General features: G+C 72.6%; 20 protein-coding genes and 1 tRNA gene. 18 read left to right on the top strand and 3 right to left on the bottom strand.

All coding sequences use genetic code 11. The features are described from left to right. Positions 1-44: 44 nt before the first annotated feature. On the top strand, positions 45-1,400 hold the full coding sequence (gene cysS, locus ACQEVJ_RS08485) for a cysteine--tRNA ligase (RefSeq protein ID WP_433098890.1): 1,356 nt from the start codon (positions 45-47) through the stop codon (positions 1,398-1,400). A 477-nt stretch (positions 1,401-1,877) separates the two neighbouring features. On the opposite strand, the gene ACQEVJ_RS08480 is transcribed toward cysS, so the two are convergent. Further along, complete coding sequence (locus ACQEVJ_RS08480; RefSeq protein WP_433098888.1) at positions 1,878-2,987, bottom strand: glycosyltransferase family 4 protein; 1,110 nt, start codon at positions 2,985-2,987, stop codon at positions 1,878-1,880. Positions 2,988-3,178: 191 nt separating this feature from the next. Between ACQEVJ_RS08480 and ACQEVJ_RS08475 the strand changes: the two genes are divergently transcribed. The 5 genes from ACQEVJ_RS08475 to ACQEVJ_RS08455 all read left to right on the top strand — a co-directional run bounded on the left by ACQEVJ_RS08475 (position 3,179) and on the right by ACQEVJ_RS08455 (position 10,323). Continuing rightward, positions 3,179-3,991 carry a PIG-L deacetylase family protein gene (locus ACQEVJ_RS08475; RefSeq protein WP_433098886.1) on the top strand — a complete coding sequence of 271 codons (813 nt, stop codon included), beginning with the start codon at positions 3,179-3,181 and terminating at the stop codon, positions 3,989-3,991. Positions 3,992-4,079: 88 nt separating this feature from the next. After that, positions 4,080-5,165, top strand: a complete 1,086-nt coding sequence (locus ACQEVJ_RS08470) for a lysylphosphatidylglycerol synthase domain-containing protein (RefSeq protein ID WP_433098884.1) — start codon at positions 4,080-4,082, stop codon at positions 5,163-5,165. 170 nt (positions 5,166-5,335) lie between these two features. Beyond that, positions 5,336-8,689 (top strand): BTAD domain-containing putative transcriptional regulator, encoded by a 3,354-nt coding sequence (locus ACQEVJ_RS08465; RefSeq protein ID WP_433098882.1) that lies wholly within the window; start codon positions 5,336-5,338, stop codon positions 8,687-8,689. A gap of 184 nt (positions 8,690-8,873) precedes the next feature. Continuing rightward, positions 8,874-9,410: a DedA family protein gene (locus tag ACQEVJ_RS08460; RefSeq protein ID WP_433098880.1), complete on the top strand. Its 537-nt coding sequence runs from the start codon at positions 8,874-8,876 to the stop codon at positions 9,408-9,410. Beyond that, positions 9,403-10,323: a D-alanyl-D-alanine carboxypeptidase family protein gene (locus ACQEVJ_RS08455; RefSeq protein ID WP_433098878.1), complete on the top strand. Its 921-nt coding sequence runs from the start codon at positions 9,403-9,405 to the stop codon at positions 10,321-10,323. The genes ACQEVJ_RS08460 and ACQEVJ_RS08455 overlap by 8 nt, the downstream gene beginning before the upstream one ends. Here ACQEVJ_RS08455 and ACQEVJ_RS08450 read toward each other — a convergent pair. Then, the gene (locus tag ACQEVJ_RS08450) at positions 10,310-11,119 is read right to left on the bottom strand and encodes a TrmH family RNA methyltransferase (RefSeq protein WP_433098876.1); all 810 of its coding nucleotides are present in this window, start codon (positions 11,117-11,119) and stop codon (positions 10,310-10,312) included. The two genes, ACQEVJ_RS08455 and ACQEVJ_RS08450, sit on opposite strands and share 14 nt — an antisense overlap. A gap of 113 nt (positions 11,120-11,232) precedes the next feature. Between ACQEVJ_RS08450 and ACQEVJ_RS08445 the strand changes: the two genes are divergently transcribed. The 3 genes from ACQEVJ_RS08445 to ACQEVJ_RS08435 all read left to right on the top strand — a co-directional run bounded on the left by ACQEVJ_RS08445 (position 11,233) and on the right by ACQEVJ_RS08435 (position 15,535). Then, positions 11,233-12,987 (top strand): substrate-binding and VWA domain-containing protein, encoded by a 1,755-nt coding sequence (locus tag ACQEVJ_RS08445; protein WP_433098875.1) that lies wholly within the window; start codon positions 11,233-11,235, stop codon positions 12,985-12,987. Between the two features lie 143 nt (positions 12,988-13,130). Next, on the top strand, positions 13,131-14,798 hold the full coding sequence (locus tag ACQEVJ_RS08440) for a sigma factor-like helix-turn-helix DNA-binding protein (RefSeq protein ID WP_433098873.1): 1,668 nt from the start codon (positions 13,131-13,133) through the stop codon (positions 14,796-14,798). A 197-nt stretch (positions 14,799-14,995) separates the two neighbouring features. After that, on the top strand, positions 14,996-15,535 hold the full coding sequence (locus tag ACQEVJ_RS08435; RefSeq protein ID WP_433098871.1) for a hypothetical protein: 540 nt from the start codon (positions 14,996-14,998) through the stop codon (positions 15,533-15,535). Here the strand turns inward: ACQEVJ_RS08435 and ACQEVJ_RS08430 are convergent. Then, positions 15,513-16,910, bottom strand: a complete 1,398-nt coding sequence (locus ACQEVJ_RS08430) for a PLP-dependent aminotransferase family protein (protein WP_433098869.1) — start codon at positions 16,908-16,910, stop codon at positions 15,513-15,515. The genes ACQEVJ_RS08435 and ACQEVJ_RS08430 overlap by 23 nt on opposite strands. A 74-nt stretch (positions 16,911-16,984) precedes the next feature. Between ACQEVJ_RS08430 and ACQEVJ_RS08425 the strand changes: the two genes are divergently transcribed. The 9 genes from ACQEVJ_RS08425 (at position 16,985) to ACQEVJ_RS08385 (ending at position 26,076) form a co-directional block, all read left to right on the top strand. Further along, on the top strand, positions 16,985-17,632 hold the full coding sequence (locus ACQEVJ_RS08425) for a pyridoxamine 5'-phosphate oxidase family protein (RefSeq protein WP_433098867.1): 648 nt from the start codon (positions 16,985-16,987) through the stop codon (positions 17,630-17,632). A gap of 108 nt (positions 17,633-17,740) precedes the next feature. Beyond that, positions 17,741-19,390 carry a protein kinase domain-containing protein gene (locus tag ACQEVJ_RS08420; protein WP_433098865.1) on the top strand — a complete coding sequence of 550 codons (1,650 nt, stop codon included), beginning with the start codon at positions 17,741-17,743 and terminating at the stop codon, positions 19,388-19,390. Then, positions 19,391-20,725, top strand: a complete 1,335-nt coding sequence (locus tag ACQEVJ_RS08415) for a hypothetical protein (RefSeq protein WP_433098863.1) — start codon at positions 19,391-19,393, stop codon at positions 20,723-20,725. A 19-nt stretch (positions 20,726-20,744) separates the two neighbouring features. Next, the gene (locus ACQEVJ_RS08410) at positions 20,745-21,764 is read left to right on the top strand and encodes a DUF2510 domain-containing protein (protein WP_433098861.1); all 1,020 of its coding nucleotides are present in this window, start codon (positions 20,745-20,747) and stop codon (positions 21,762-21,764) included. Positions 21,765-21,798: 34 nt separating this feature from the next. Beyond that, complete coding sequence (gene orn / locus ACQEVJ_RS08405) at positions 21,799-22,395, top strand: oligoribonuclease (RefSeq protein WP_433098859.1); 597 nt, start codon at positions 21,799-21,801, stop codon at positions 22,393-22,395. A 91-nt stretch (positions 22,396-22,486) separates the two neighbouring features. Next, positions 22,487-22,562: transfer RNA gene (locus tag ACQEVJ_RS08400), tRNA-His, on the top strand. Positions 22,563-22,655: 93 nt separating this feature from the next. Then, positions 22,656-23,180 carry a PadR family transcriptional regulator gene (locus ACQEVJ_RS08395; protein WP_433098857.1) on the top strand — a complete coding sequence of 175 codons (525 nt, stop codon included), beginning with the start codon at positions 22,656-22,658 and terminating at the stop codon, positions 23,178-23,180. Then, a complete protein-coding gene (locus tag ACQEVJ_RS08390; protein ID WP_433098855.1) occupies positions 23,177-23,857 on the top strand; it encodes an ABC transporter ATP-binding protein in 681 nt (226 codons plus the stop codon). Before ACQEVJ_RS08395 ends, ACQEVJ_RS08390 begins: the two co-directional genes overlap by 4 nt. Continuing rightward, on the top strand, positions 23,854-26,076 hold the full coding sequence (locus ACQEVJ_RS08385; protein WP_433098853.1) for an FtsX-like permease family protein: 2,223 nt from the start codon (positions 23,854-23,856) through the stop codon (positions 26,074-26,076). The genes ACQEVJ_RS08390 and ACQEVJ_RS08385 overlap by 4 nt, the downstream gene beginning before the upstream one ends. Positions 26,077-26,082: the final 6 nt, after the last annotated feature.

The following is a 26,082-nucleotide window of genomic DNA, read 5'->3' as shown; positions in this document are numbered from 1 at the left end:
CGCGCTATCGACAGCGAGCGGATAAGTCGCTTACCCTCGGCTAGGTGGGTCTTCGCCTTTACGATACGCATGGCCGCGCGGTCCGCGATTTCGTCCCCCGAATTCCTGGAATGGTGTCGATTTATCTCTGCGGTCCCACCGTCGTCGTTCCGCCGCATGTGGGACAGCTCAGGTCGCAGGTGACTTTCGACATCCTGCACCGCTGGCTGAAAAGCAGCGGATACGAGGTCCTGCTCTGCCGGAACGTCACCGACATCGAGGACAAAATAATTCACAGGGCCATTTCCGAGGGGGTTCCCTGGTGGCGGATCACCGATCCCGTCCACCGCGCCTTCGTCCGTACGTACACCGCCCTGGGATGCCTTCCGCCCAGCGTGGAGCCGCGGGCGACGGGACACATCCCAGAGATGATCGAGATAGTGGAGCAGCTCGTCGCGTCCGGGCACGCCTACGAGTCCGACGGCGACGTCTATTTCTCGGTCGGCTCCTACCCGCATTACGGGTCCCTTTCCCGCCAGCACGCCAGACACCTGCGGGCGGCCGAGGAGAACGAGCACGGAAAACGTGATCCGCGCGATTTCGCGCTGTGGAAGAACGCCAAATCCGGCGAGCCGGTGTGGAACTCACCCTGGGGCGAGGGGCGCCCGGGGTGGCATCTGGAATGTTCCGCGATGGCCCGCAGATATCTGGGCGCGGAATTCGACATCCACGGCGGCGGGGCCAATCTCATATTTCCGCACCACGAGAACGAGATGGCTCAGTCGCGGGCCGCCGGGGATTCCTTCGCACGATTCTGGCTGCACAACGGGCCGGTGACGCACCGGGGCGAGAAGATACGCAAACACCCCCGCAACCCACTGGCCGTCCCGGCCCTGCTCGACCGCGTACGGCCGGCCGAACTCCGCTATTACCTCGCGGCGGCCCATTACCGGTCGCCGGTGGAATTCAGCCTCGGCTCCCTGGACGAGGCCGCGGCGGCCTACCGGCGTGTCGAGAGGTTCGTGCTGCGGGTGGCCTCGGACGCCGCCGCGCCCCTTCCCCCGCAGTTCAGCGAGGCCATGGACAACGACCTCAACGTGCCGCAGGCCCTCGCGGCAGTCCACGGCGCGGTGACCGAAGGCAACGCCGCACTGGCGTCCGGAGATCGCGAACGGGCGGCCGGGAAATGCCGGTCGGTCCGGGCCATGCTGAATGTGCTCGGCCTCGATCCGCTCAGCGATACCTGGCGCCGGGAAACGCATCTGCAGGAAGTCGCGGGGGCCGTACTCCGGGTGGTCCGTAATCTCGCCGCCGCCAGCGCGCGGCAGGGAGATCACGAACGCGCGCGGACCATGGAGCAGCACATCGAGAGGGCGCTCGCTAAACGGGGCCAAATCGAGCACGCCGCGCTTATCAGATAGATCTTGATGGCCCGCCCGGCGCCACGGCGGCCCGGGCACGGACACGACCGCCGCCTGCGAGTAGTCCCCGCGGCCGTCTCTGACACGCGGGTGACGCAGGGGCGCACGTTACAAGAACAAGAACTGACGCGCGGAGGATAATCCTGGCCAATTCATGGGAATCATGACGGCACCAGCTGACGGACACCGCCGAAAGGAGGGCCCCGATGAAGAAGGTGCAGATCGTGCCGCGACCGCGGCCACCGAGAACTCCCGCCCCGGTCGACCTGCGCACCCCCTCGGGAAGGGTCCTCCCCTACTAGACCCCGGTGGCCCGGATCGGGAGTGTCTGACAAATGCTGCCCGTCGCGAGCGGGGATCCAGATGGATGCATCGCAAGGCCGAGGAGGAGGCCATAGCGGAGCTATGGCGACGACGAGAACGCAGCGAGGCGCCGCCTGGGCCACGCGTAGCAGGGCTTGATTTGTCAGGCGCGACCTACCCCCTGGCCAGCTCGTAGCAGCGGGCGAAGCCCTCCAGCACGGCGGGCCAGGAGCACCGGACCGGCTCCGTCTCCCGGTTGTGCTCGGCGATCGACTGACGCAGGGCGGAGTCGCGGGTCAGCCGTACGACCGAGGCGACGAGGTCGTCGAACGTGCGGCCCAGCAGGCCCTCCTTGCCCGGCCTGACGAAGTCGGCCACGCCGCTCTGCGCCCGCGCGACCACCGGCACGCCTGCCGCGCGGGCCTCCAGCGCGGCCAGACCGAACGACTCGCGCGGGGCCGGGGCCACGAACACGTCGGCCGCGGCCAGCAGGTCCTTGATCTGCTCCCGGCTGTACCTGCCCGGCAGGGACACCCAGCCCATCCGGCGCGCCCGCAGGTAGCGCTCCATGCGCCCGCGGGCCGGGCCGTCGCCCACGATCGTCGCGCGCATCGCGATGTCCCTCGGCACCCGGTTGCGCGCCGTCTCCAGCAGCTTGAGCAGCCGCAACGGCTGCTTGCGCGGCGCCAGCCTGCCGACCGCCACCACGTGAACGACGTCGTCCACCGGCCCGTCCCCGGCGTCCCGTACGGAGCCGGCCTCTGGCCGCCACGAGGTCACGTCCAGGCCGTTCGACACCACCTGCACCGGCACGCGCGGCCCGGCGACGGCGCGGATGGGGCGCGCGGCGGCCTCGCTGACGGCGGTGAGGACCAGGCCCCAGCGCCGCCACTCGAAGGCCGCCTGCAGCGCCCGGTAAACCCCCCGGGTGACCGGATCCCACATGCTGTGGACGGTCGCGACCACCGGCAGCCCGGCCCGGACCGCCGCCTGCACTCCCATCCACGCGAACGGCGAGACCGCCCCCGTGTGGACGTGCACCACGTCGAACCGTCCGCTCGTCATGATCCGGAACAGGTGGGCCGTGCCGCGCGGATGGACCGGCAGGTCGAATGGGAGGTTGGCGACCACGCGGTGCACCCCGGGCAGCCGCTCCCCCGGCGTCGCCGTCACCACCTCGACCGTGTGGCCCGCGTCGCGCTGAGCCCTGACAAGGTCGGCGACCTGCACCTCGATCCCCCCGAGCCGCGGCAGATAGCAGTCGCTGACGTGAAGAATCCTCACCGGGCCAGCGTGGCAGAGCGCGCCACGCCCATCAAACCGCACGCCTGTTCAGACTGCTCACAGGGAGGGCGGCGTCTCCCGACCTGGGCCACGTGGGATCATGGGCTGAACTGGCCGCGATGGCAGCCGCGAGGGCAGCCGCGAGGGCGCTGACGAGTGGAGCACGCGATGACGACGTTCCGTGGGGCGCGATGAGGACGGCGGTGTTCTTCCACGCCCATCCCGACGACGAGGCGCTGCTGACCGCCGGGACCATGGCCATGCTGGCCAACGAGGGGCACCGCGTGGTGCTCGTCGTCGCGACGGCCGGCGAGCGCGGCCTCGCCGACCTCCCCCACGGCGAGGAGCTGGGCAGAGCCCGCATGGACGAGCTGCACCGCTCGGCCGCGGCCCTGGGCTGCGCCCGGGTCGTGCTGCTCGGCTACGGCGACTCCGGCCTGGCGATCGACGGCGGCGTGGCCGACGACCGGCCGGACAACGCGTTCATCGACGCCGACATCGAGGAGGCGGCGCAGCGGCTGGCCTCGGTGCTCAAGGAGGAGACGGCCGACCTGCTCACGATCTACGACCCGGCCGGCGGCTACGGCCACCCCGACCACGTGCAGGTCTACCGGGTCGGCGGCCGGGCCGCCGAGATCGCCGGGACTCCCATCGTGCTGGAGGCGACGGTCGACCGCGACCTGCTGCTCAAGGGCGTACGGCTGGCCTCCCGGTTCTACCCGGCGATCGACGTGCGGAGCTTCGAGCGGGCCTACTCGCCCCGCGACGCGATCACCCATCGGGTCAACGTGCGCAAGTACGCCAAGGCCAAGCGGGCGGCGATGGCGGCCCACGCCAGTCAGGCCACCGGCGGCGACGGCGACCGAACGCTGGGCGCGATGCTGAAGATCCCCGGATTCGCCTACCGCTTCGTCTTCGGCACCGAGTGGTACGTACGCCGCGGCCTGCCCCGCGGCACCCGCCTGCGGCATCCGTTCGACGGTAGCCCGCAGGCCACCCCCTAAGGGGCGCCATCCTCCGTCAGGAGGATTCAGCCGCCCCCGCGGCCCGGCAGACTGGAGGGGACCGACACCGGACTGGGGGCATACGCGGGTGAACAGGAAGTGGCTGCAGATCGCGCTGTCTGTGGTGTCGCTCGGGCTGGCCGCGGCGCTGGTGCTCTATCTCCCGGAGATCGTGCACACGCTGACCGGCGCCACCGTGAGCTGGACCGAGATCGGCCACCAGTTCGGCGGTCTCGGGTGGCGCATGATCGCGCTGATGACCGTCCTGTGGCTGGCGAGCCTGTGGGCGTACACGTTCGTGATGACCTCCGCGCTGCCCGGCCTCACGCACATGCAGGCGCTCACGCTCAACGCGGCGGGAAGCGCGGTCAGCAACCTGCTGCCGTTCGGCGGGGCGGCGGGCGTGGCCCTGACGTTCGGCATGACCCGCGGCTGGGGCTTCTCCAACCGGCCGATCGTCGTCTACACGCTGGTCACCGGCATCTGGAACTCGCTGTTCCGGTTCATCCTGCCCGCCGTGGGGATCCTGTGCCTGCTGATCGCGGGCAAGGCCACCAATCCCACGGTCGCCAACGCGGGCTGGGTCGGGGCCGTCTCGATCCTCGTCCTCGTCGCCGTCGTCGCCACGGCGCTCTACTGGGACCGCGCCGCCGCCGTCCTCGGCCGCGTCCTCGACGGGATCGTACGGCTCGCGCCCCGGCGGTTCCGCCCCGCGGAGCACGCGGCGTCGTCGGCGATCGAACGGCTGCGCAGGGACACGGCCGACATCATCCACAGCCGGTGGGCGGGCCTGTCGCTCGGGATGGTCGCCTTCCTCGTCCTGCAGTGCCTGATCATGGCCGCCTGCCTGGTCGCCACCGACTCGTACCCGGGACCGGCCGAGACCGTCGCCGTCTTCGCGCTCAGCCGCGTCCTCACCACCGCCCTCGTCACGCCCAGCGGAGCGGGGATCATGGAGGGCGGTGTCGCCGCGCTGCTGATCGGGGCGTTCGGCCAGCCCGCCGGCGGGGCCACCGCGGCCGCCGTGCTGTTCGGCTTCTGGACCTACACCATCGAGATCCCGTGGGGCGGGCTCGCGCTCGGCGGCTGGGCCCTGCTGCGCAGGCGGGAGACCCGCGCCGCGACCGCCGAGGCGGGCTCCGCCGCCTCCCCGCACCGCACCCGCGTCCGCTGATCAACTGCGGGTCACCCTGCTGATCTCCTAAACTCGCGGGGCGAGAAGGTGAGGGTGTCCGGGTTGGTGAATGCCTTGTGCCCCTTCGAGGGCGCGCATACGGTGACGCCTGAGATACGACGACCAGCGGCGGCCGGCAGGCACGACGCACGACAGCGGAGGAGCGCCCGATGAGCCCCCCGACGAGCCCGGTGACGTTCCGGGTCCTCGGACCGGTGGGGGCGCACGACGGCACCGACGAGCTCGACCTCGGCGGGCTGCGGCAGCGCGCGGTGCTGGCCCGCCTGCTCGTGGCGCGCGGCCAGGTCGTTCCCGTGGACACCCTGCTGTTCGACCTGTGGGACGACGACACCGCCAAGGGCGCCCAGTCGGGGTTACAGGTCTACATCTCCCGGCTGCGCCGCGTGCTGGAGCCGAACCGCCCGCGCGGCGGGCCCAACCGCCTGCTCGTGACCGTCGCGTCGGGGTACGCCCTGCGCGCCGCCCCGGAACAGGTGGACGCGCTCCGCTTCGAGGCCATGGTCCGCTCGGCCGGGGAGCGGCTGGAGGAGAGCCCACAGGCCGCCCGGGCGCGGCTGGATTCGGCGCTCGCGCTGTGGCAGGGCACGCCCTACTCGGACTTCGCCGACCAGCCCTGGGCGGAGGCGGAGGTGGCGCGGCTGAGCGAGCTGCGCCTGGTGGCCAGGGAGCGGCACGCCGACGCCGGGCTGCGGATGGGCCTGCACGCCGAGACCGTGCCCGACCTGGAGGCGCTGACGACCGTGCACGCCCTGCGCGAGGAGGGCTGGCGGCTGCTGGCGCTCGGGCTGTACCGGTGCGGCCGGCAGGGCGACGCGCTCGCCGCGCTGCGGCGGGCCCGCACGATCCTGTCCGACGAGCTGGGCATCGATCCCGGCCCGGCGCTGCGGAAGCTGGAGTCGGACATCCTGGCCCAGGACCCCGGGCTCGACCTCGTGCTCCCCGCGCCCCGGCGGCCCCCTGAGATCACCGCGACCTGGCCGCCCCGGCCGCTCGCCACCGGCGACGCCCCGCCTCTGGAACCCGAGCCGTTCGTCGGCCGCGACGCCGAACTGGCCGCGCTCGCCGCCGCCGCGCCGCGCGCCCAGGCGGGCCGGTTCACCGTCACCGTGGTCAGCGGAAATCCCGGCGCGGGGAAGACGACGCTGGTGCGGCGGCTGTTCGAGCGGCTGGAGGGCGACGGCTGGATAGGGGCGACCGGGGGCTGCCCCGACAGCACGGCGACCCCGCCCGGCTGGGCCTGGGTCGAGGTGCTGCGCGCCCTTGTCGCCCGAAGGGGCGCGGGCGAGTACGCCGCACTGCTGGCGCCGCTGCTCGACGACGCCGCCCCCGACAGCGCCGACGACGAGGCGTCGGGCGGCTTCCGACTGCACCGGGCCGTCGGCGGCTACCTGTCGGCCGTGGCGCGCGAGGCCCCGCTGCTGATCCTCCTGGAGGACCTGCACTGGGCCGACGACCAGACGCTGGCGCTGCTGCGCGCGCTGCCCAGCCTGCTCGCGGCCAGCCGCGTGCTCGTCGTGGTGACCTGCCGCGACGGCGAGCTGAACGACCAGCAGCAGGACGTGCTGGCCGCGCTGGCCCGGCTCGACCCCGTACGCGTGGGGCTCGGCGGCCTCGACGACGCCGCGGTGGCGGAGCTCGTCCGGGCGACCTGCGTGCGCGAGGTGGACGAAGAGGTCGTCAGCACGATCGTCGAGCGAGCCGGGGGCAACCCGTTCTTCGTCAAGGAGACGGCCCGGCTGTTCGAGGCCGAGGCCGACATCTCCGAGGTGCCCTCGGGCGTGCGCGACGTGTTGCGGCGGCGGATCGCCCGGCTGCCCGAGCGGGCCCAGCAGGTGTTGCTGCAGGCCGCAGTGATCGGCCGCGACGTGGACGTGGACGTCCTGGTCGACGTGTCCGGCGACGAGGACGCCGTGGTGGACGCGGTCGAGGCGGCGCTGCTCGCCGGGCTGGTGACCGAGCCGGGCCCCGGCCTGCTCAGGTTCGACCACGACCTGGTCAGGGACACGATCTACTCGGACGCCTCCCGGCTGCGCCGCTCGCGCCTGCACGCCGCGGTCGCCTCCGTGATCGAGCAGCGCAGCCCGAACGACGTGGCCGCGCTGGCCCACCACTACGACGCGGCGGGCACGGTGGAGACCGCCGCGAAAGCCGTACGGTACGCCGGCCTGGCGGCCGAGCAGGCCGAGCGCAGGTTCGCCCATCGGGAGGCCGCCACGCTCTGGCAGCAGGCCATCGCCGCCTTCGATCGTGCTCACGCCCACGCGGGCCGTGGATCGGTACGCGACCGGCTGGAGCTTCAGCTGCGGATGATCAGGGCGCTGGCGCTGTGCGGGGACATGACCGCCGCCCGCGCGCACCGGGGTGAGGCGATGTCGGTCGCACTGCCGCTCGGCGACCTGGAGCTGACCGCCCGGGTCGCGGCGGCGCTCGCCGTGCCGCACAAGGGCATCGCCCGCGACTTCACGCGCACGGCCTGGGAGATCGTCGACGTCACCGAGAAGGCACTGGTCGAGCTGCCGGAGGGCGAGCAGTCGCTGCGGGCCAGCCTGCTCGCGACGCTGGCCCTGGAGCTGGAGGGATCGGCCACCGAGCGCGGCTACCAGGCGTCGCTTGAGGCCGAGGAGCTGGCCAGGTCGAGCGGCGACCCCGCGCTGCTGGCGATGGCGCTGAGCGGGCGGCTGCGGCAGTCGTACACGCTGACGCAGGTCGACGAGCGCGAGACCATCGGCCGTGAGCTGCTGCGGGTCGGGGCGGAGTCGGGCCAGATCGCGGTGCAGACGCTGGCGCACCTCGTGCTGCTGGAGTGCGCGGCGGCCCGCGGCGACTTCACCGAGGCCGACGCGCACCTCGCGCAGGCCGAACGCCTCGGACGGCAGTACGCCCTGCCCGCCCCGGCGGCCGTCGGCGCGTGGTACGCGGGGCAGCGACTGATGATCACCGGTGACTACGCGGGGGCCGAGCGGGCCTACCGGAACGCGGCGCGGCTGACCGCGCGGGCCGGCATGCTCGAAGGCCGCCAGGACCTGCCGCTGATCGCCACGTTCTGCCTGCACCTGGTGGACGGGCGGGCCGCCGAGATGGCCGAGCCGCTGGGCGAGGCCCACCAGCGCGGCGCGAAGTGGACGCTCGACGCCTACGCGGTGGCGCTCGCCTCGGCCGGCCACGTCAGGGACGCCCGGGTGGTGGCCGCGAGCCGGGAGCCGGTCCGCACCGACTTCCTCTACGAGCTCGCCCTCATCTGGCGGGCGCTCGCCGGGATGCTGCTCGACGACGAGGGCCGGATGCGGGAGGCGTACGAGAAGCTGGCGCCGTTCCGCGACCGCATCGCCGGGGCCGGCACCGGCGTGGTCGCCCTGTGGCCGGTGGCGAAGACGCTCGGCGACCTCGCCGCACGGCTCGGCCTGCCGGCCCGCGACCACTACGAGAAGGCGCTGGCCGTGGCCGAGCGGGTGGGGGTGCCCCGCTGGGTCGCCGAGGCCCGGGAGGCGCTCGAGAACAGGTGAGTGAGCAGGGGTGGCAGAGTTCGCGAAGGCCGCTGTCGCATCGCGAACCCGTCGCCTCTCGTCCTCTTAGGTGTACAAAGGGCGGATTGATCACCGGTTGACATTCGCGTGCAATCGGTGCGATCCGGGGCGCTAAGGTGAGGCTTGCCTTAATGACTGCCCCCATGACCGGCGGTGAGAGCACGTGCGGATCCCTGACCCTACGGCCGCCTCCGTGTTCGGCCTCCCTCTGTGGCTGGTCGTCGCGGTCGGCGCGGTCGCTCTGTTCGGCGCGTTCCAGGTGTACTACTGGGTCGGCCGCAGGCTCGGCGAGGCGCTCTACCGCTCGAGGATGGGCCGCAGGATCGGCCGGCAGCGGATCGAGCGCGTGGAGAACGTGGTGCGCCGGTGGGGCGCGCTCGCCGTGTACGGCTGCTTCTGGGTGCCGGGCCTGCGGCACACGCTGCCGTGGGTCGCGGGGGCGCTGCGGATCGACTACCGCTGGTATGTGGTGGCCAGCGCGCTCGGCTGCCTGACCTGGGTGCCGGTGACCTCCTTCGGCCTCTACTCGCTCCTGTGGGCCTGGCTGTCGCTGGCGGCCAGGTCCCCCGCGCTGGCCGCCGCCGCGGTCGCCGTCGTGGCCCTGGCCGTCGCCCTCCTCGTACGGCGCCGCCGGAAGAGGGGCCGGAACGGGGACGCGCCCGCCGCACCCGAAGCCGTGCGATCATGTCGGGATGCGTAACGGGGTACTCATCGCGCTGGCCGCCGCGCTCGTCACGGCAGGGGCCGCCGCCGCGCCCGCGCAGGCCGCACATACCACTCAGGCCGCGCCCACCAAGACCACGCAGGCTCCGCCGGTCACGGCCCGGGAGGCCTACCTGGTGGACACCACGGAGGGAACGGTCCAGTTCGCCAAGCGCGAGACGCGCCGGGTGCCGGTCGCGAGCCTGACCAAGGTCATGACCGCCTACGTGGTCCGGCGACAGGCCCGGCTCGACGACGTGGTGACCATCACCAAGGCCGACGTACGGCACGCGACGGCCGGCGGGGCCACGACGGCGGGCCTGCGGGCGGGCGAGCGGATCACGGTGCGTGACCTGCTCTACGGGCTCATGCTCCCCTCGGGAGCGGACGCCGCCCACGCCCTGGCCGAGCGGTACGGCCCGGGGACGGCGAAGTTCGTCGTCAAGATGAACGGCGCGGCGCGGGCTCTCGGCCTGCGCGACACCCGCTACGCCAACCCCGACGGGCTGCCCTCGAAGGGATACTCCACCGCCCGCGACCAGGCGACGCTGGCCATGGCGGCGCTGCGCGACCCCGTGATCGCGTCCATCGCCCAGACGCCCAAGCGGGTGGTCGGGAAGTCGGCACTCCACCGGGCGCACGTGTGGCGCAACACCAACGACCTGCTGGACGACGGCGCGGTGGGGCTGAAGACCGGCTTCACCAACCAGGCCGGCTACTGCCTGTCGTTCGCCGCCGTCCGGGGCGGGCGCACGTACGTGGGCGTCGTGCTGGGCGAGCGCAGCGACAAGGCGAGGTTCGCCACGGCCCGCAGGCTGCTCGACTGGGTCTCTGAGGGGGCCGCTTCCGAGGGCGCCACCGGAGGAGTCGGAGAAGGGGCCGCGGAGGGGGCCGGGATCACGCTCCCCTGAGCAGGCCGTGGCAGGCGACGGCCGCGGCGGCCACCACGTTCAGGGAGTCGACGCCGAGGTCCATCGCCCGTGAGCTCATCGGGATGCAGACGGGCTGGTCGGCCTCGTGCAGCCAGTGGGACGACAGCCCGTCGCCCTCCGAGCCGAGCATCAGCGCGACCCGGCCGGACAACGGGGCCTTGTCCAGCGGCACGGCCGACTGGTCCGGCGTGAGCGCCAGCAGGCGGAACCCGGCCGCCCTGATCTCCGCCAGGCCGCCGTGCCAGTCGGTCATCCGGGCGTACGGGATCGCGAACACCGCCCCCATCGACACCTTGACGGCCCTGCGGTAGAGGGGGTCGGCGCAGCGCGGCGACAGCACGATCGCGCCGACGCCGAGCGCCGCCGCGCAGCGGAAGATCGCCCCCACGTTGCCGTGGTCGACCAGGTCCTCCAGGACCAGGATCCGCGGCCCCGCGCCCGTGAGGAGTTCGCCGACGGAGGGAAGCGGGGTGCGCTCCATCGCGGCGAGCGCGCCCCGGTGCACCTGGAAGCCGGTGATCCCCTCCATCACCTGGTCGGAGACCACATAGACGGTGGCTCCCCCGACGATGTCGGCCAGCGCGTCGAGCCACTTGGCGGTGGTCAGCACCGAGCGCACCGGATGACCCGCGCCGATCGCCCGTCTGATGACCTTCTCGCCCTCGGCGACGAACAGCCCGCGCTCGCTCTCGACGCTCTTGCGCAGATCGACGTCGCGCAGCCGCACGTAGTCCGACAGGCGCGGATCAGCGGCGTCCTCGACCGGGATGACCACGGGGCAAGGGTACGGCCTGCGCGAACTACCTCCGCACACCAGGCGCAAGTTGTGCCTTTTGCCAGTATCGTTCCGTAAACCTGTTACGGCCAGTCGACACCGGAGAGAGCACCGTGGGCGGACGACACCGCACAGACGAACTCGATGGCGGCTTCGACCCCCAGTACGAGCCCCCGCCGCCGCGGCGGCGCGCCGGGCGGGGGACGGTGTTCGTCCCGCTGGCCGGAGCGGTCGCCCTGGCCGTGCTCCTCGGCGTCGCCGCGTACGTGGTGGTGAACAAGAGCCCGGGCTGCGCCGGCGAGAAGGTCAAGCTCTCTGTCGTCGCCTCGCCCGACATCCAGCCGGCCGTCCAGAAGATCGCCACCAGGTTCGGCAAGTCGGGCAGGGCCGTCGACGGCAAGTGCGTCGCCGTCACGGTGAAGGCCGCCGATCCGGCCGACGTCGCCAACGCGATGGCGGGCACCGGTCCCACCAGCGGCAAGCTGGACCCCGACCTGTGGATCCCCGACTCCAGCCTGTGGCTGAGCGGTGTCAAGAACGCGCCCGAGCCCGCGGGGAACGCCGCGAGCACCCCCGTCGTGCTGGCCGCGTCCAGGACCGGCGCGGACAAGCTCCAGTCGGCCTTCAGCCCGAGCTGGACCGGCCTGATGAGCGCGGCGAACGCCGGCAACCCCGACGGCCTGGCGCGGAAGGTGCGCGTGCTCACGCTCGACCCCACGCAGAACGCCGCCGGCCTCGGCGCGCTGCTGGCCGGGTCCGCCGTGCTCAAGCAGGGAGGCGGCAGCGAGGAGACGCTCGTGGGCGTGCTCCGCCAGTTGTCGGAGTCCACCGTGTCGACCCCCGACAGCATGTTCGCCACGCTGACCAAGGCCGCGGCACGCATCCCCGTGGGCGTGACCTCCGAGCAGGCCGTGTGGTCGTACAACACGACGACGACCCCCTCGAACCCGACGGTGGCGCTCTACCCGGCCGAGGGCACGGTCAGCCTCGACTACCCGATCATCGTCACGGCGAAGGACGCCACGACGCGCAAGGCCGCCCAGGCCCTGGCGACCGAGGTGACCTCGCCCAACGGCAGGAAGACCGTGCAGGACTTCGGCTTCCGCACGCCCGACGGCAAGGGCGGCAGCCTGCTGAAGCCCGACAACGGCGTGAGCGCCAAGAAGCCGTCCGCGATCCCGCTGCCGGACGCCGCGACCGTCACCCGCCTCTCGCAGGCGTGGCACCAGATCAAGCTCGGCACCAGGCTGCTCGCCCTCATCGACGTCTCCGGCAGCATGGCGGAGCCCACCGACACCGACGGGCTCACCCGCATGCGGGCCATTTCGGAAATCGGCATCGAGGGCCTCAAGCTGTTCCCGGACAAGACCGAGATCGGCGTGTGGGTGTTCTCCGACAACCTGCGCGGTGAGGGCGTCGACTGGAAGCCGGTCGTGCAGATCGGCCCTCTGGCTCAGCAGACCAACGGCGTGACCCGGCGCGACCTGATCAGCCGGCAACTGCGGCAGCTCACGCCCACTCCGAACGGCAACACCGGGCTGAACGACTCGCTCTGGGCCGCCTACCAGAAGATGACCAAGGAGTACGCGCCCGACAAGGTCAACACGATCCTGCTGTTCACCGACGGCGTCAACGACGACCCGAACGGCGGCATCTCCGACACCGAGATCGTCCGGAAGCTGAAGCAGGCCTACGACCCCAAGAGGCCGGTGAGCGTGCTCATCATCTCCTTCAAGACGGTCAAGGACGAGGAACGGGCGCAGACGATGGCGATCGCCAAGGCGACCGGCGGCGCCGCCTACTTCCCGCAGACGGTCATGGAGATCCGCAACATCTTCCTCAAGGGCATCGCTCGCAGACTTCAGTAACACTAGTCGCTCCAGCATCTGTTTCCGCAGGTCATGCCGGTTGGGAATGACCGTGTGATCCGTAAACGAGGCCAGAGGGGACGGCGTCCCACTCGTGTGGGGACCGGCAAGACCAGGTTCCGTCACACGGGGAGGAATGTTCGTTGCCCGAATGGCCCGGCGTCGGGCGAGCCGACGACCACCGACTGCTGGAGGCGCTGCGGCGCGGCGCCGACGCCCAGGCCCCGGCCGCGCTGTACGACGCCTACGCCGACCGGCTGAGCGACTACGCGTACGCGCTGGTGCGCGACCTCGACGCGGCGGCACGGGCGGTGCACGACGCGCTCGTCGCCGCGTCCTGCTGCGCCGACCGGCTGAAGGAGCCGGCCCGGATGCGGGCGTGGCTGTACGCGCTGACCCGGTTCCAGTGCGCTACGCGAAGGGGGAAGGACGCCACGGCGCCCGTCACCGGGCCCGTCCTCGGGTCCGTCATCGCGGTGGAGGAGTCCGCGGACCCCCCGCTCGCCGCGCTGGTGCGGGAGGCGCTGGGAGAACTCGGCGACCACGAGCGCGAGGTGCTCGAACTCGCCCTACGGCACGGCCTGACGACGGCCGAGATCGGGTCGGTCCTCGGGCTCGCCTCCCGGCAGGTGTCGGCGCGGCTCACCCGGGCCCGCGACCACCTGGAGAACGCCGCCGCGGCCCTGGTGCTGGCCAGGGTCGGCCGGGCCCACTGCCCGGAGCTGTCGGCTCTGGTCGACCACGGCGTGGGCGCGGCCTGGCAGGACGGCCCCCTCGGTCCTTCCGTACGCAAGCGGTTGAGCAGGCACATCGCGGCCTGTGAGATCTGCCGCGAGGGCCGGGGCAGGCACGTGTCGGCCGAGCGGCTGCTCGACATGATCCCCGTCGCCTTCCCGCCGCTGTCGCTGCGCCGCCGGGTGATCGAGTCCGCGCTCCACGCCGACCGGCGCGACGGCGCCGCCGCCAACGCCACCGCCGAGCTCGACCGGCGCGGTTTCCCCGCGACCACCGGCAGGCGGACAGGGCGCGGGCGGCAAGGGCGCGGGCGGGCCCGCTCCCGCCCGCTGCGGGCCGCCCCCGTCATGCTCGCCGCCGTCTGCGTGTTCGGCGCGGCCGGCGGGCTCGCGCTGGTCTCCGGGCAGGCTCCGGCCGAGCGGCTCGAGGCGATACGCGTACCTCCGACGGTGGCGCCCGGAGACCCTGCCGCCGAAGACCCTGTGCTGGGCCCGGAGGAGAGCGACCTTCCCACGGCGACACCCGCCGCATCAGGAGATGAGACACCCACACCTGACGGTTCCCCCCAATCGGCCGCGACCGCCCCGCCCCACACCACCGCACCCTCGGGGCGGTCGCGGCCGTCTCCCACCCGTACGGCACGCGCGCCCAAGGCGGCGCTGACGGCGCTGTGCCCCGGAGACCTGGGCCGGGCCGCGGGCGCGTCGATCACGCTGGCCGCGCGCAACGCCGTGATCGAGTGGACGGCCGTCACCTCGGGCGGGATCGCGGTCTCGCCCCGGCACGGGAGGCTCCGCGCGGGAGCGAGCGGCCGGGTCACGCTCGCCGTCGTCGATCCCGGCGTCCCGGGCAAGGGCGTGGTGACCTTCGAGTCCTCGGCCGGCCGGCCCTCGTGCCGGATGGCCTGGGACGGCCAGGAGGGGAACGGCGACGCCGACCCGGTGCCCGACCCGACCCCCGACACCACCACCGGCCCCACGACCCGCCCCACGACCCGCCCCACGACCGAGCCTCCGGGCGAGTCCGGCGACGGCCCGCCTCCGGCCGGCGAAGCCGCCGGCACCCCCTCTGCCTGACGCATCCGTCCCAGAGACACCACTTGTTACACGCTCGTTGGAAGATTGGCACCCGCCAGTAACAATCAGGATTCGCGAGGTGTCAGCGGAAGTTTGAAAGGGGAAAAACGACGCGACCGAGGATTTGAGGGGGCATTGTGGCCCAAGCATGGCTGCCCGGCGCAAGCCGACTTCCCTCCCCCGGGGACTCCGGAGCAATGCTCGGAGGAGCCCCGAGGACCGTCTGGTTCATCTGGCCCGCAGACCCCCAAGGGGTCTCGGCCAGGTCCGTCGCCCAGCGGCTGATCCAGCTCCACCGGCCCTCCCACCTGGTGTGGAATCCGGTGACCGGGGAGATCGTCCAGCTGCTCCCGCCCACCCGGGCGGGCGGCGGGCTCGCTGCCGATCGCGGCAGGAACGGACGGATCTGCGTGCAGATCCAAGTCATCGGCTCGGCGAGGGAACCGTTCACCGACACCAAGCTCGACGGCCTGGACGACATCCTGGCCTGGCTCGACTCCTGGGAGGTGCCGCGCCGCTGGCCGGCCGGGCCCCCGCTGCCCTATCCACATTCCCTGGCCGCCGAGCGCAGCAAACGGCTGTGGGCGCGAGGCGGCCACTTCGGCCACTCCCAGGTGCCCGGCACCAGGGAGGGCGACCCGGGATCGATCGACATCGCCCGCATCATCGGCGAGGAGGCGCTCAACCTGGAGGTCCCCCTGCCCGGACGCGAGCTCAGGCTTCTTCAGGAGGTATGAGCTCCCGGATCACCGCGCACCCGCGCCGCACGTCGGCCCGGGAGGCCGAGCCGTAGCCCAGCACGAGGCCGTGCACCCGAGGCGGCCCGTGGTGGTGGGGTTCGGTCGTGTCCAGGAGCACGCCGCGTTCCCCGGCCCGCCGTACGAGGCCGGGGACCACGCCGGCGGGCAGGGTGACCATGACGTGGAGCCCGGCCGTGTCGCCTCGCACGTACGGCCCGAGCGCCTCGACGATGGCCGCCCTCCGGCGGGCGTACTCCAGGCGCATCCTGCGCAGGTGCCGGTCGAGGTCGCCGCGTTCCAGCAGGGTCGCCACGGCCCGCTGGACCGGCCCCGACGTGCGGTCGGCGAGGTGCGTCCGGCGCTCGGCGACGGCGTCGAGCAGCTCCGCCGGGGCGACCAGCCAGCCGAGCCCGACGTCGGGACCGAGCGACTTCGACAGCGTGCCGAGCAGCACCACCCGGCCGGGGTCGAGCCCGTAGAGCGCGGGCAGCGGCGCGACGTCGTAGCGGAACTCGGCGTCGTAGTCGTCCTCGACGACGATCGCGCCGGTCCTGCGCGCCCAGGCGAGCAGCTTCTCCCTGCGCGGGATCGGCAGCCTGCCGCCGACCGGGAACTGGTGCGCGGGCGTGGTGTAGAGCACCCGCAGGTCGTCGGGGAGCGCCTCGACGATCACGCCCTGCTCGTCCACGGGGCAGGGCACGACCTCCGCGCCCCGGGACGCGAAGATCCGCCGGGCGGCCCGCCAGCCGGGCTCCTCCACCCCGGCCCGGGTCCCCGGCCCGAGCAGCGTGGCGGCGATCAGGTCGAGACCGTTGCCGGTGCCCCTGGTGACCATGACGTTCCCGGCGCCCACCGGGACGGCCCTGGCCCTGCGCAGGTGTTCGGCCAGCAGTTCGCGCAGATCCGGATGGCCGTAGGGGTCGGGGAACGCGTTCAGCGCAAGCTCGCCGGCCGAGCGCCAGGCCCGCCGCCAGGCCACCGTGTCGTACCCGAGCACCCACGGCCGCCCCGGCCGCAGGTCCACCACCCCCGGAGGTGCCTGCTCGCGGCGTACGGCCCCTCGGGCGGGGGCGGCGAGCTCCTGCGCGGTTTCGTCAGGCAGCACGGTCTCGTCAGGCAGGGTCTCGTCGGCCACGTAGGTGCCCGAGCCGTGCCGCCCGTCCAGCCACCCCTCGGCGTACAACTGCTGGTACGCGTCGGTCGCGACGGTCCTGCTGACCCCCAGCAGGGCGGCGAGGCCCCGCGTGGACGGCAGCCGCTCCCCCGCCCTGAGCCGGCCGGTGCGCATGGCCTCCCGCAGCTGGCCGGCAACCTGAACGGCGAGCGGCACCGGGGACTCGCGGTCCACCACCAGCGGCAGATCGATGGTCAAGGACAAAGTGGTCTCCCCGTATGGGCCTCAAGTGGACATGTTCCACCGGTCCACTTCGCCCTAACGTACCGGACATGCTCTCCGCAACCGCCCGTACCACCCTTAACCGCTCGAAAGACCGCGCCCGCACCGACCGCGCCGACCTGTACGCGATCCTGGACGCCGGTCTCATCTGTCATCTCGGCGTGCTGGCCGGCGGGTCCCCGATGGTGATCCCCACCGGCTACGGGCGGATCGGCGACACCCTCTACCTGCACGGCTCCACCGGAGCGACCTCGCTGCGGGCCGCGCTCGCCGACCCGGTCTGCGTCACCGTGACCCACCTCGACGGCATCGTGCTGGCGCGCTCCGCGTTCCACCACTCCGTGAACTACCGGTCCGCCATGGTCTACGGCCTCGCCCGAATGGTGGACGACCCTGAGGAACGGCTCGCCGGCCTGCGGGCCATCACCGAGCAGCTCGCCCCCGGGCAGTGGGACGTCGTACGCCTGCCGGACCGCAAGGAGATGGCCGCCACGGCCGTGGTCGCCCTGTCCCTGGAGGAGGCGTCGGTGAAGGTCCGGCAGGGACCGCCGAAGGACGACGAGGAGGACTACGACCTGCCCGTCTGGGCCGGCGTGCTGCCGCTCACCGTGTCGTGGGGCGCTCCCGAGCCCGACCCGCGCCTCGCGTCCGGCGTCCCGGTCCCCCCGCACGTCAGGGACCGGGGCCATCACTCCTGACAGAAGCGACTGACTAAGTCATGACTTCTCAGCGCATTGGGCGGTCCGTCACTAAGCTACGGTCTCGTCATTTGGCGGGGGCCCCAGGCGATGAGGAGACAGACCGTTATGCACGGCCAGACGGGCGCCTGGCGCGTCCCCGGCTATACGGAGATTCGTGAACTCGGCACGGGGGGCGCCGGGCGAGTGATGCTCGCGCGGCACGACGCCGACGGCATCTCTGTGGCGATCAAGTACCTGTCCGACGAGATGATGTCGGACCTCCACTTCGTCGCCCGGTTCCGGCACGAGGCCCGCCTGCTCGCCGCCATGGACCCCAACCCCCACGCGGCGCGCTTCTACGAGTACGTCGAGACCGCGCGCGGCGCCGCCATCGTCATGGAGCTCATCGACGGCGTCTCGCTGCGCGCGATGCTCCGCTCGGAGGGCCCGACCGGTCCCGAGGCCGCGCTCACCGTACTCAAGGGCTCGCTGCTCGGCCTGGCCGCGGCGCACTCCATCGGCGTCGTCCACCGCGACTACAAGCCCGAGAACGTCATGGTCGAGGCCGACGGCGCCAGCAAGCTCGTCGACTTCGGCATCGCGGCGCAGTCCGGCGAGGGGGTCAGGGCGGCCGGGACGCCGCCGTACATGGCCCCGGAGCAGTGGTCGGGCGGTAAGGCCGGACCGGCGAGCGACGTCTACGCCGCCACCGTCGTCTTCTTCGAGTGCCTCACCGGCGGCCGGCCGTTCCGGGCGCAGAACATGGCCGCGCTGGCCCGCCAGCACCAGGCGACCCCTCCTCCGGTCGACGAGGTGCCGCCCCCGCTGCGCGACCTCGTGGAGCGCGGCATGGCCAAGCGGCCGGAGGACCGGTTCGCGTCGGCCGAGGAGTTCGTGCGGGAGCTCGAGACCGTCGCCGCCGGCGCGTACGGCCCGGCCTGGGAGGAGCGTGGACGGCGCAGGCTCGCGGCGCTCGCCGGGCTGCTCGTGCCGTTCTTCCCGCTGAAGGAGAAGGCCCCCGAGACCGGCACCACGCTGGCCGAGACGAGGCTCGGCGGGCTATTGAGCCAGACCCGCATGAAGATCGGCCTGACCCTGGCCGGGATGGTCGTGATCGCGGGCGGAACGGTGGCGCTGGTCCAGACCGTGAGCGGCACGACCCTGCAGGCCGGGACGACGATCGAGACGTCGAGCCCGCCCGCGGTCGATCCCTCGTCCATCGAGATCGAGGACGATGACGACTCCGGCGACGACCCCACCGAGGAGCCGGAGGAGACCACCCCCACCCCGGCGGCCACCAGCCCCGAGCCGAGCGCCTCGCCGACACCGACCGTGCGGCCCACCGCGACCGACCGGGCGACCAACAACCCCAGCCCCTCACCGAGCGCGAAGCCGAAGCCCACGCCGACCATCAGGCGCACCCCGAATCCGAGGCCTTCGCCCAAGCCCGCGCCCTCGGACGACTCGATCACCGTGGACCCGCGCGACAACCCGCAGACGACCTCGCGGCCCAGTCCCACCCAGACCAGCAGGCCTACGACGCAGCCTTCCACCCGGCCCTCGACGCAGCCCTCCACCCAGCCTTCATCCCAGCCCTCGACGCAGCCTTCACCCCAGCCCAGCACGCCTGATGACCGTCCCACGCTGACGCTCTCGCCCGGTTCTTCGCCGGAGGCTCCGACGGGCGGGCTCGCCGCCGCCCTGGTGACGACCGGCCTCGTTCCCGCCACACTGGCCATGGGACGCAGGCGCGGACGGCACCGAAGGCGGCGGTAGATGCGAGAAGGCGTGACGGTCGCGGGGCACCGGCTCACCGGCCGCACCCGGCCCAGCGAGGTCGGCACCTGGGCGGACACCGTCTCCCCCGACGGGCGGCCGTCCGGTGTGCTGCGGTTCGATCCCCCGGCCGTCGCCACGGCCCAGGCACGCGAACGGCTCGTCGCGGCGGTCGGCGCCGACGTGCGTCTCCAGGGAGGCGGGCCGATCGGACTGCTGCCCGTGGTCGACCTGGTGGCCGCGCGTGACGAGGTCTGGCTGATCACCACACGGGCGACACCGGCCGTCGCCGACCTGATGGCCGCCGGCCGGCTGGACGCGGGCGGCGCGGCGACCGTTCTCCTGGAAACCGCGCAGGCGCTGCTCGCCGTGCACGCCGCCGGGCTGACTCACGGCGCGCTGCACGCCGGGACGGTCGTGATCGGGGAGGACGGCTCGGTGCTGCTGGCCGAGCGCGGCCTGCTGCGGGCGCTGCGGGGTGAGCACGCGTCCGCGGAGCAGGACGTCGCGGCCTGGGCCGCGCTCGCCGGCGCGCTGGCCGCGAACTGCGCCCAGGGATACGCCGCGGCGGCGCTGCGGCGCGCGTCCGCCGCCGCGGCCCATGGGCTGGCCGCCGCGCGGGACACCCTGCTCGCCGAGCGCGACGCGTTCCCCGGCTTGGGCAGGGAACGGCTGGCCCAGGCGGCACACGACTTCCACGCGCCCGCGCCCCCCGAACTCCCCGCCGGCGCGGCGGCCGGCTCTTCAGGCGGGGAGGCGATGACCCTGCTCGACCTGCCGAATGCGGCGGACGGCCCAGGCGACGTGATGATGCGGTTCGGGCCCGGGGTCCCGACCGAGACCACGGCGGCGCAGATCTGGCGGTCCGGGCAGACCTCCGCCGCCATCACGGCAACTCAGACCGGCGTTGCGGCTCCCCGGCGGCGCCGGAAGCGTACGACGGCGTGGGCGGGGACGTTGCTGCTGGCGATCCTGATCGCGGCGGTGATCCTGTGGCTGCGCCAGACGCCCGGCGCGCCGCTCGCGGTGAGCGACGTCGACGTCAAGGCGCCCAAGAAGACGGTGCGCTGCGACGGCAGGGCCGATTTCGTGGGCGTCGTCACGACCAACGGCGAGGCCGGGACGATCCGCTACCTCTGGATCCGCAGCGACGACCGCGAGCCGCTGGAGCAGGAGCAGCGGATCTCCTCGGGTGACACGTCGGTGGACCTCCCCCTGCACTGGAAGGTGACCGGATCCGGATCGTTCAAGGGCACGGCCACGCTCCGTGTCCTGTCCCCCACGACGACGGGGAAGCCGATTCAGGACAAGGCAAGTTTCACCTACAAATGCTGATTTCATTAGTGTGGCGCGCATGACGACGACCCCCGCCGGCTGGTATCCGGACCCGTACGGCTCCCCTCTCCTCCGTTGGTGGGACGGCACCCAGTGGACCGACGCCACCCACGCTCCCGGGCAGGAGGCCGGGGCGCCGCCCGAGGCTCCGCAGCAGGCCCCGCAGCAGGCCCCGCAGCAGCCTCCTCAGCAGGCTCCTCAGTGGACGCAGCCCCAGTGGGGACCTCCGAACCAGACGGCGCAGCTTCCGATGCCCGAGTTCGGCGCGCCGCCGCGTACGGCGCCGGTCTGGCCGTGGATCGTGGGCGGCATCGCGGCGGTGGTCGTGCTCGCGCTGGTCATCGGCGGCGCGGTCATCGTCCTGCGCGATCGCGCCGGCGTGACCGTCGCCCGGCCGGACACCACCGCGACGGCCCCGCAGCTTGACCAGACCGTGCCACCCGAGCAGGAACCGCAGCAGTCCACCCCGCCGCTGCCCCAGCTCCCTCAGCCGTCCGGTGACCGCATCCAGGACCCGGTGACCGGCCTGTCGTACGCCTACCCGGGCGACAAGTGGCAGGTGCCGGAGTCGAAGGACGTCAACAACCCGGCCGACCAGAGGATGCCGCTGTGGACGAGCGGCTGCCAGGCGACGTCCCAGGCGAACTACGACGGCAAGGGCAACGGCTGGGTGGGCAGCGTCTACACCGCCGAGGTGCCCCAGATCTTCCCCTACAACGGCGCGCAGAGCTTCGAGCAACTGTCCCAGATGCTGCTGCTCGCCTACGACCCTGTCTTCTACGGCATCCAGCACGAGCGCAAGCTCCTGCGTAACGAGGCGCTGACCGTGAGCGGCAAGCAGGGCTGGGTCATCGAGTTCGAGATGGACTTCACCAAGGTCTCCGAGGCCAACAACCTGAAGTGGAAGAAGGAGAAGGGCGCGATCATCCTCGTTGACCGCGGCCAGAACGCCCGTCCCGCGATGCTGTACGTCTCGGTTCCGGACAACCTGGACCAGTCGGTAATCAAGCGCGTGGAGGACTCTCTGCAATCTCAGTGACGTCCCCATTACCCTTCAGCATTACTCTTGAGCCATGACTGACCCGCTGGTCTGGATCGACTGTGAGATGACCGGGCTCGACCTCGGCCGTGACGCGCTCATCGAGGTGGCCTGTATCGTCACCGACAGCGAGCTGAACCAGCTGGATGAGGGCGTGGACGTCGTCATCAAGCCCCCCGCCGAGACGCTGGAGCAGATGTCCGAGGTCGTGCGGGAGATGCACACGGCCTCGGGGCTACTGCGGGCGCTCGCGACGGGGGTGACCCTGGCGGAGGCCGAGGCCGTCGTGCTCGACTACATCCGCTCCCACGTGCCCGAGGCCAAGAAGGCGCCGCTGTGCGGCAACTCCATCGCGACCGACCGCGCGTTCATCGCCAGGGACATGCCGCTGGTGGACGCGTTCCTGCACTACCGGATGGTCGACGTGTCGTCGATCAAGGAGCTGGCCCGCCGCTGGTATCCCCGGGTCTACTTCGCCTCCCCCGAGAAGCAGGGCGGGCACCGCGCGCTGGCCGACATCACCGAGAGCATCCGGGAGTTGCGCTACTACCGCGCCGCGGTCTTCGTGCCGCAGCCCGGCCCCGACTCCGCCACCGCCCGCGAGGTCGCGGAGACCGTCTCCGGGTCCTGACGTCCTGACGCGGAGGGCGAGCGGTATCGAGGGCGCGGAGGACTCCCAAATACCGCTACACTTTCTTCGTACGCCTCGAACGGCGGACATGGTGGGTGTAGCTCAGCTGGCAGAGCGCCAGGTTGTGGTCCTGGATGTCGTGGGTTCAAGTCCCATCACTCACCCCAGACGGCGAGCGGCCGGTCCCAGCGGACCGGCCGCTCGCTTTTTTGTCGGCACGTATCACCCGCGTATATACCCTCGGTGTATAGTCTGGCGGCATGACCGTTCCCCTCGCGTTGCTCGGCCTGCTGGAGCGGGAGCCGAGCCACGGATACGACCTGAAACGCGACTACGACACCTTTTTCGGCCGGGGCAAACCGCTGCCCTTCGGGCAGGTGTACTCCACGCTCGGCCGCCTGGCCAGGGACGGCAAGGTCGCCGGGCAGAGCGAACCGGGCGACGGGCCGGAGCGCAAGCGCTACGCCATCACCCCGCTGGGCAGGCAGGAGGTGGCCACGTGGCTGGCCGAGCCGGTCGCGGCGGAGCCGTACCTGCAGACGGTGCTGTTCACCAAGGTCGTGCTGGCGCTGATGCTGGGCCGTGACGCGGCCGGCTATCTGGACGGGCAGCGCTCCACACACATGCGGCGCATGCGGGAGCTGGCGGAGGTCAAGCGCGGCGGCTCGCTGACCGACGCCCTGCTGGCCGACCACGCCATGTTCCACCTGGAGGCGGACCTGCGGTGGATCGACGTCACCCAGGCCCGGCTCGGGGCGCTGGCCGAGATGGTGCGTGCGTCGTGATCATCGAGGCTCGGAAGGTCAGCCGTTCCTACGGCAGCACGCCCGCGCTGCGAGAGGCGAACCTGTCGGTGAGCGCGGGTGAGATCGTGGCGATCATGGGTCCCAGCGGCTCGGGCAAGTCGACGCTGCTGCACTGCCTGGCCGGCATCTTCACGCCCGACAGCGGCGAGGTGTGGTTCGACGGGCGCCGCCTGGACACCCTGGACGACGGCCGCCGCAGCAAGCTTCGGCGCACCGCCTTCGGCTTCGTCTTCCAGTTCGGCCAGCTCGTGCCGGAGCTGACCGCGGCCGACAACGTGATGCTGCCGCTGCTGCTGGGCCGCACCGGGAGAAAGCACGCCGAGCGGCGGGCGGCCGAATGGCTGGAGCGGCTGGAGCTGGCCGACCTGGGCGGCCGGCGCACCGGGGAGCTGTCCGGTGGTCAGGCGCAGCGCGTGGCGATCGCCAGAGCGCTGGTCACCCGGCCGCGGGTGCTCTTCGCCGACGAGCCGACCGGCGCGCTGGACACGCTCACCGGCGAGCACGTGATGGACCTGCTGGTGGGCCTGGCCCGCGAGGAGGGCGCCACCGTGATCGTGGTGACCCACGACGCCCGGGTGGCCGCCTGCGCCGACCGGGAGGTCGTGGTGCGCGACGGCCGTGTCTCCGACCCGTACACGACCGGGGCCGTCCGATGATCCGGCTGGGCCTGCGGCTGTCGCTGAGCAGCGGCAGGGAGGCCGCGGCCAGACTGGCGCTGATCGTCGCCGGGGTGGCGGTCGGCGTCACGGTGCTGCTGGCCACGCTGTCGCTGTTCAACGCCTTCCAGGCCACCAACGGCCGTCCCTGCTGGGAGTGCGTGAACGGCTCGGCGCCCAGCGGCTGGGCCCTCGACGCGACCGCCGACGGCGCGCTGTGGAACTACCACGAGGACTTCTACGGGGGCCGGACGATCAAGAGGCTCGACGCCGCCGCGCTCGGCACGCGGGCGCCGGTCATCCCCGGCCTGTCCCGCATGCCCGGCCCGGGGCAGTATTACGCCTCGCCCGCGCTGGCCGGGCTGCTGGACTCGGCACCGCGTGAGGAGCTGGCCGCCCGCTTCCCCGGCACACGCGCCGGGCTGATCGGCGACGCGGCGCTGTCCGGGCCCGACGAGCTGGTCATCGTGGTAGGACGGACGCCGGATGAGGTCGTCGCCATGCCCGGCGCCAGGCAGGTCGACACGGTCTCCACGGTCTCCACCATGCCCGCGATCGACGACAGCGCGGACGTCTACCGGTTCGGCTTCGGCGTCGCCGCCGTCGGACTGATCGTCCCGCTGCTTGTGCTCGTGGGCACCGCCACCCGGCTGGCGGCGGCTCGCCGCGAGACCCGCTTCGCCGCGATCCGCCTCGTCGGCGCCACCACGCGGCAGATCAACGTGCTCGCGGCGGTGGACGCCGCGCTGGGCGCGCTGGCCGGCGCGCTGGCGGGTTTCGCGATCTTCCAGCTCGTACGGCCAGCCGTGGCCGGGGTGCGGATCACCGGTGCCCGGTTCTTCCCCGGGCTGGTCGCCCCGCACCCCTGGCAGTACGCGGCCGTGCTCGGCAGTGTGCCTGTCGTGGCGGCCTGCGCCGCCTTGTGGTCGCTCCGCCGGGTGCGGATCTCGCCGCTCGGCGTGGCGAGGAGGACCGCCGCGTCCCCGCCGCGAGGGTGGCGGGTGATCCCACTGCTGGCGGGGCTGGGGATGTTCGCGGGCCCGGTCTACCGGAACGGCAAGCCCGACGATCTGCTGGCCATCGTCGCACTCGTGCTGATCATGGCCGGGCTGATGCTGGCCGGACCCTGGCTGACCATGGTCGCCGCCCGACTGGCCGCCCGGCTGGCCCGGGGCGGGGCGACGCTGCTGGCCGCGCGGCGCCTGGCCGCCGATCCGAAGACCGCCTTCAGGTCGGTGAGCGGGCTGGTGCTGGCGGTGTTCATCGGGACGACGATCGCGGCCCTCGTGCCGACGGTGGTCGCCGGTCAGCAGAAGGTGGCCGGGGGCACGCTCAACGACGTTCTGGGCGCCAGGTTCGCCCGGCCGGGCGTCTCCGGCCTGTCCCCGCGGGCGGGGACGGAGCTGCTCGCCCGGTTGCGCGCCCACCCGGGCGTGGACGTGCTGCCGATCTACGCCAGGGCGGACGTGGAAGACGTCCTCCCGGTGCCCGACGGCCCGCCGCCCGCGCTGTACGTCGTCGAGTGCTCCAACCTGGCCCGCTTCCCCGTGCTCGGCCGCTGCCCCGAGGGCGCCCGGGCCGTGGCGGGCAACTTCGCCCGCATCGTCGGCGCCGACAACCCTCTTACCGTCGACAGGCTCCTTCCGCTGGCGGGCCCGGCCAGCCCGCCCGCCTCCGCCGACGGGCTCGACCTGGCGGCCGTCATGATCACCCAACGCGATCCGGCAACATTGGAGCGGCTGCGCACCCTGCTGGCCGGCTACACCGTCGAAGCGCCGATGACCTTCGCCGAGATCGCCCAGGTCAGGGCGGACCTGTACACCCGGGCGGAGAACGTCGCGCTGGCCATGGTCGGGCTCACCCTGGTCGCCGGCGCCTGCGGCCTCGTGGTGGCGGCAGGCGGCGGGCTGCTGGAGCGCAGGCAGCCGTTCACCCTGCTGCGGCTGGCGGGCACGCCCACGCGCACCCTGGCCGCGGTGATGCTGCTGGAGTCGGCGCTGCCGCTCGTGCTGGCCGCCGCGCTCGCCGCCGGCGCCGGCTTCGGCGTGGCCGAGCCGCTCATCGACGCCCTCGCGATGAAGAACGCGTCGTTCGCGATGCCCGGCCCCGTCTACTTCACCTCCCTCGGCGGCGGCCTGGCCGCCTCCCTCCTGGTGATCCTCACGACGCTGCCGCTGCTGCGGCGCATGACCACGCCCGACAACGCGCGTTTCGAATAGGAGATC

The sequence above is a fragment of the Microbispora sp. CA-102843 genome (assembly GCF_050936215.1).
Taxonomy (GTDB): Bacteria; Actinomycetota; Actinomycetes; order Streptosporangiales; family Streptosporangiaceae; genus Microbispora.
The sequence above is the reverse complement of the archived record's forward strand: the minus strand, read 5'-3'. Positions and strand labels throughout refer to the sequence as shown.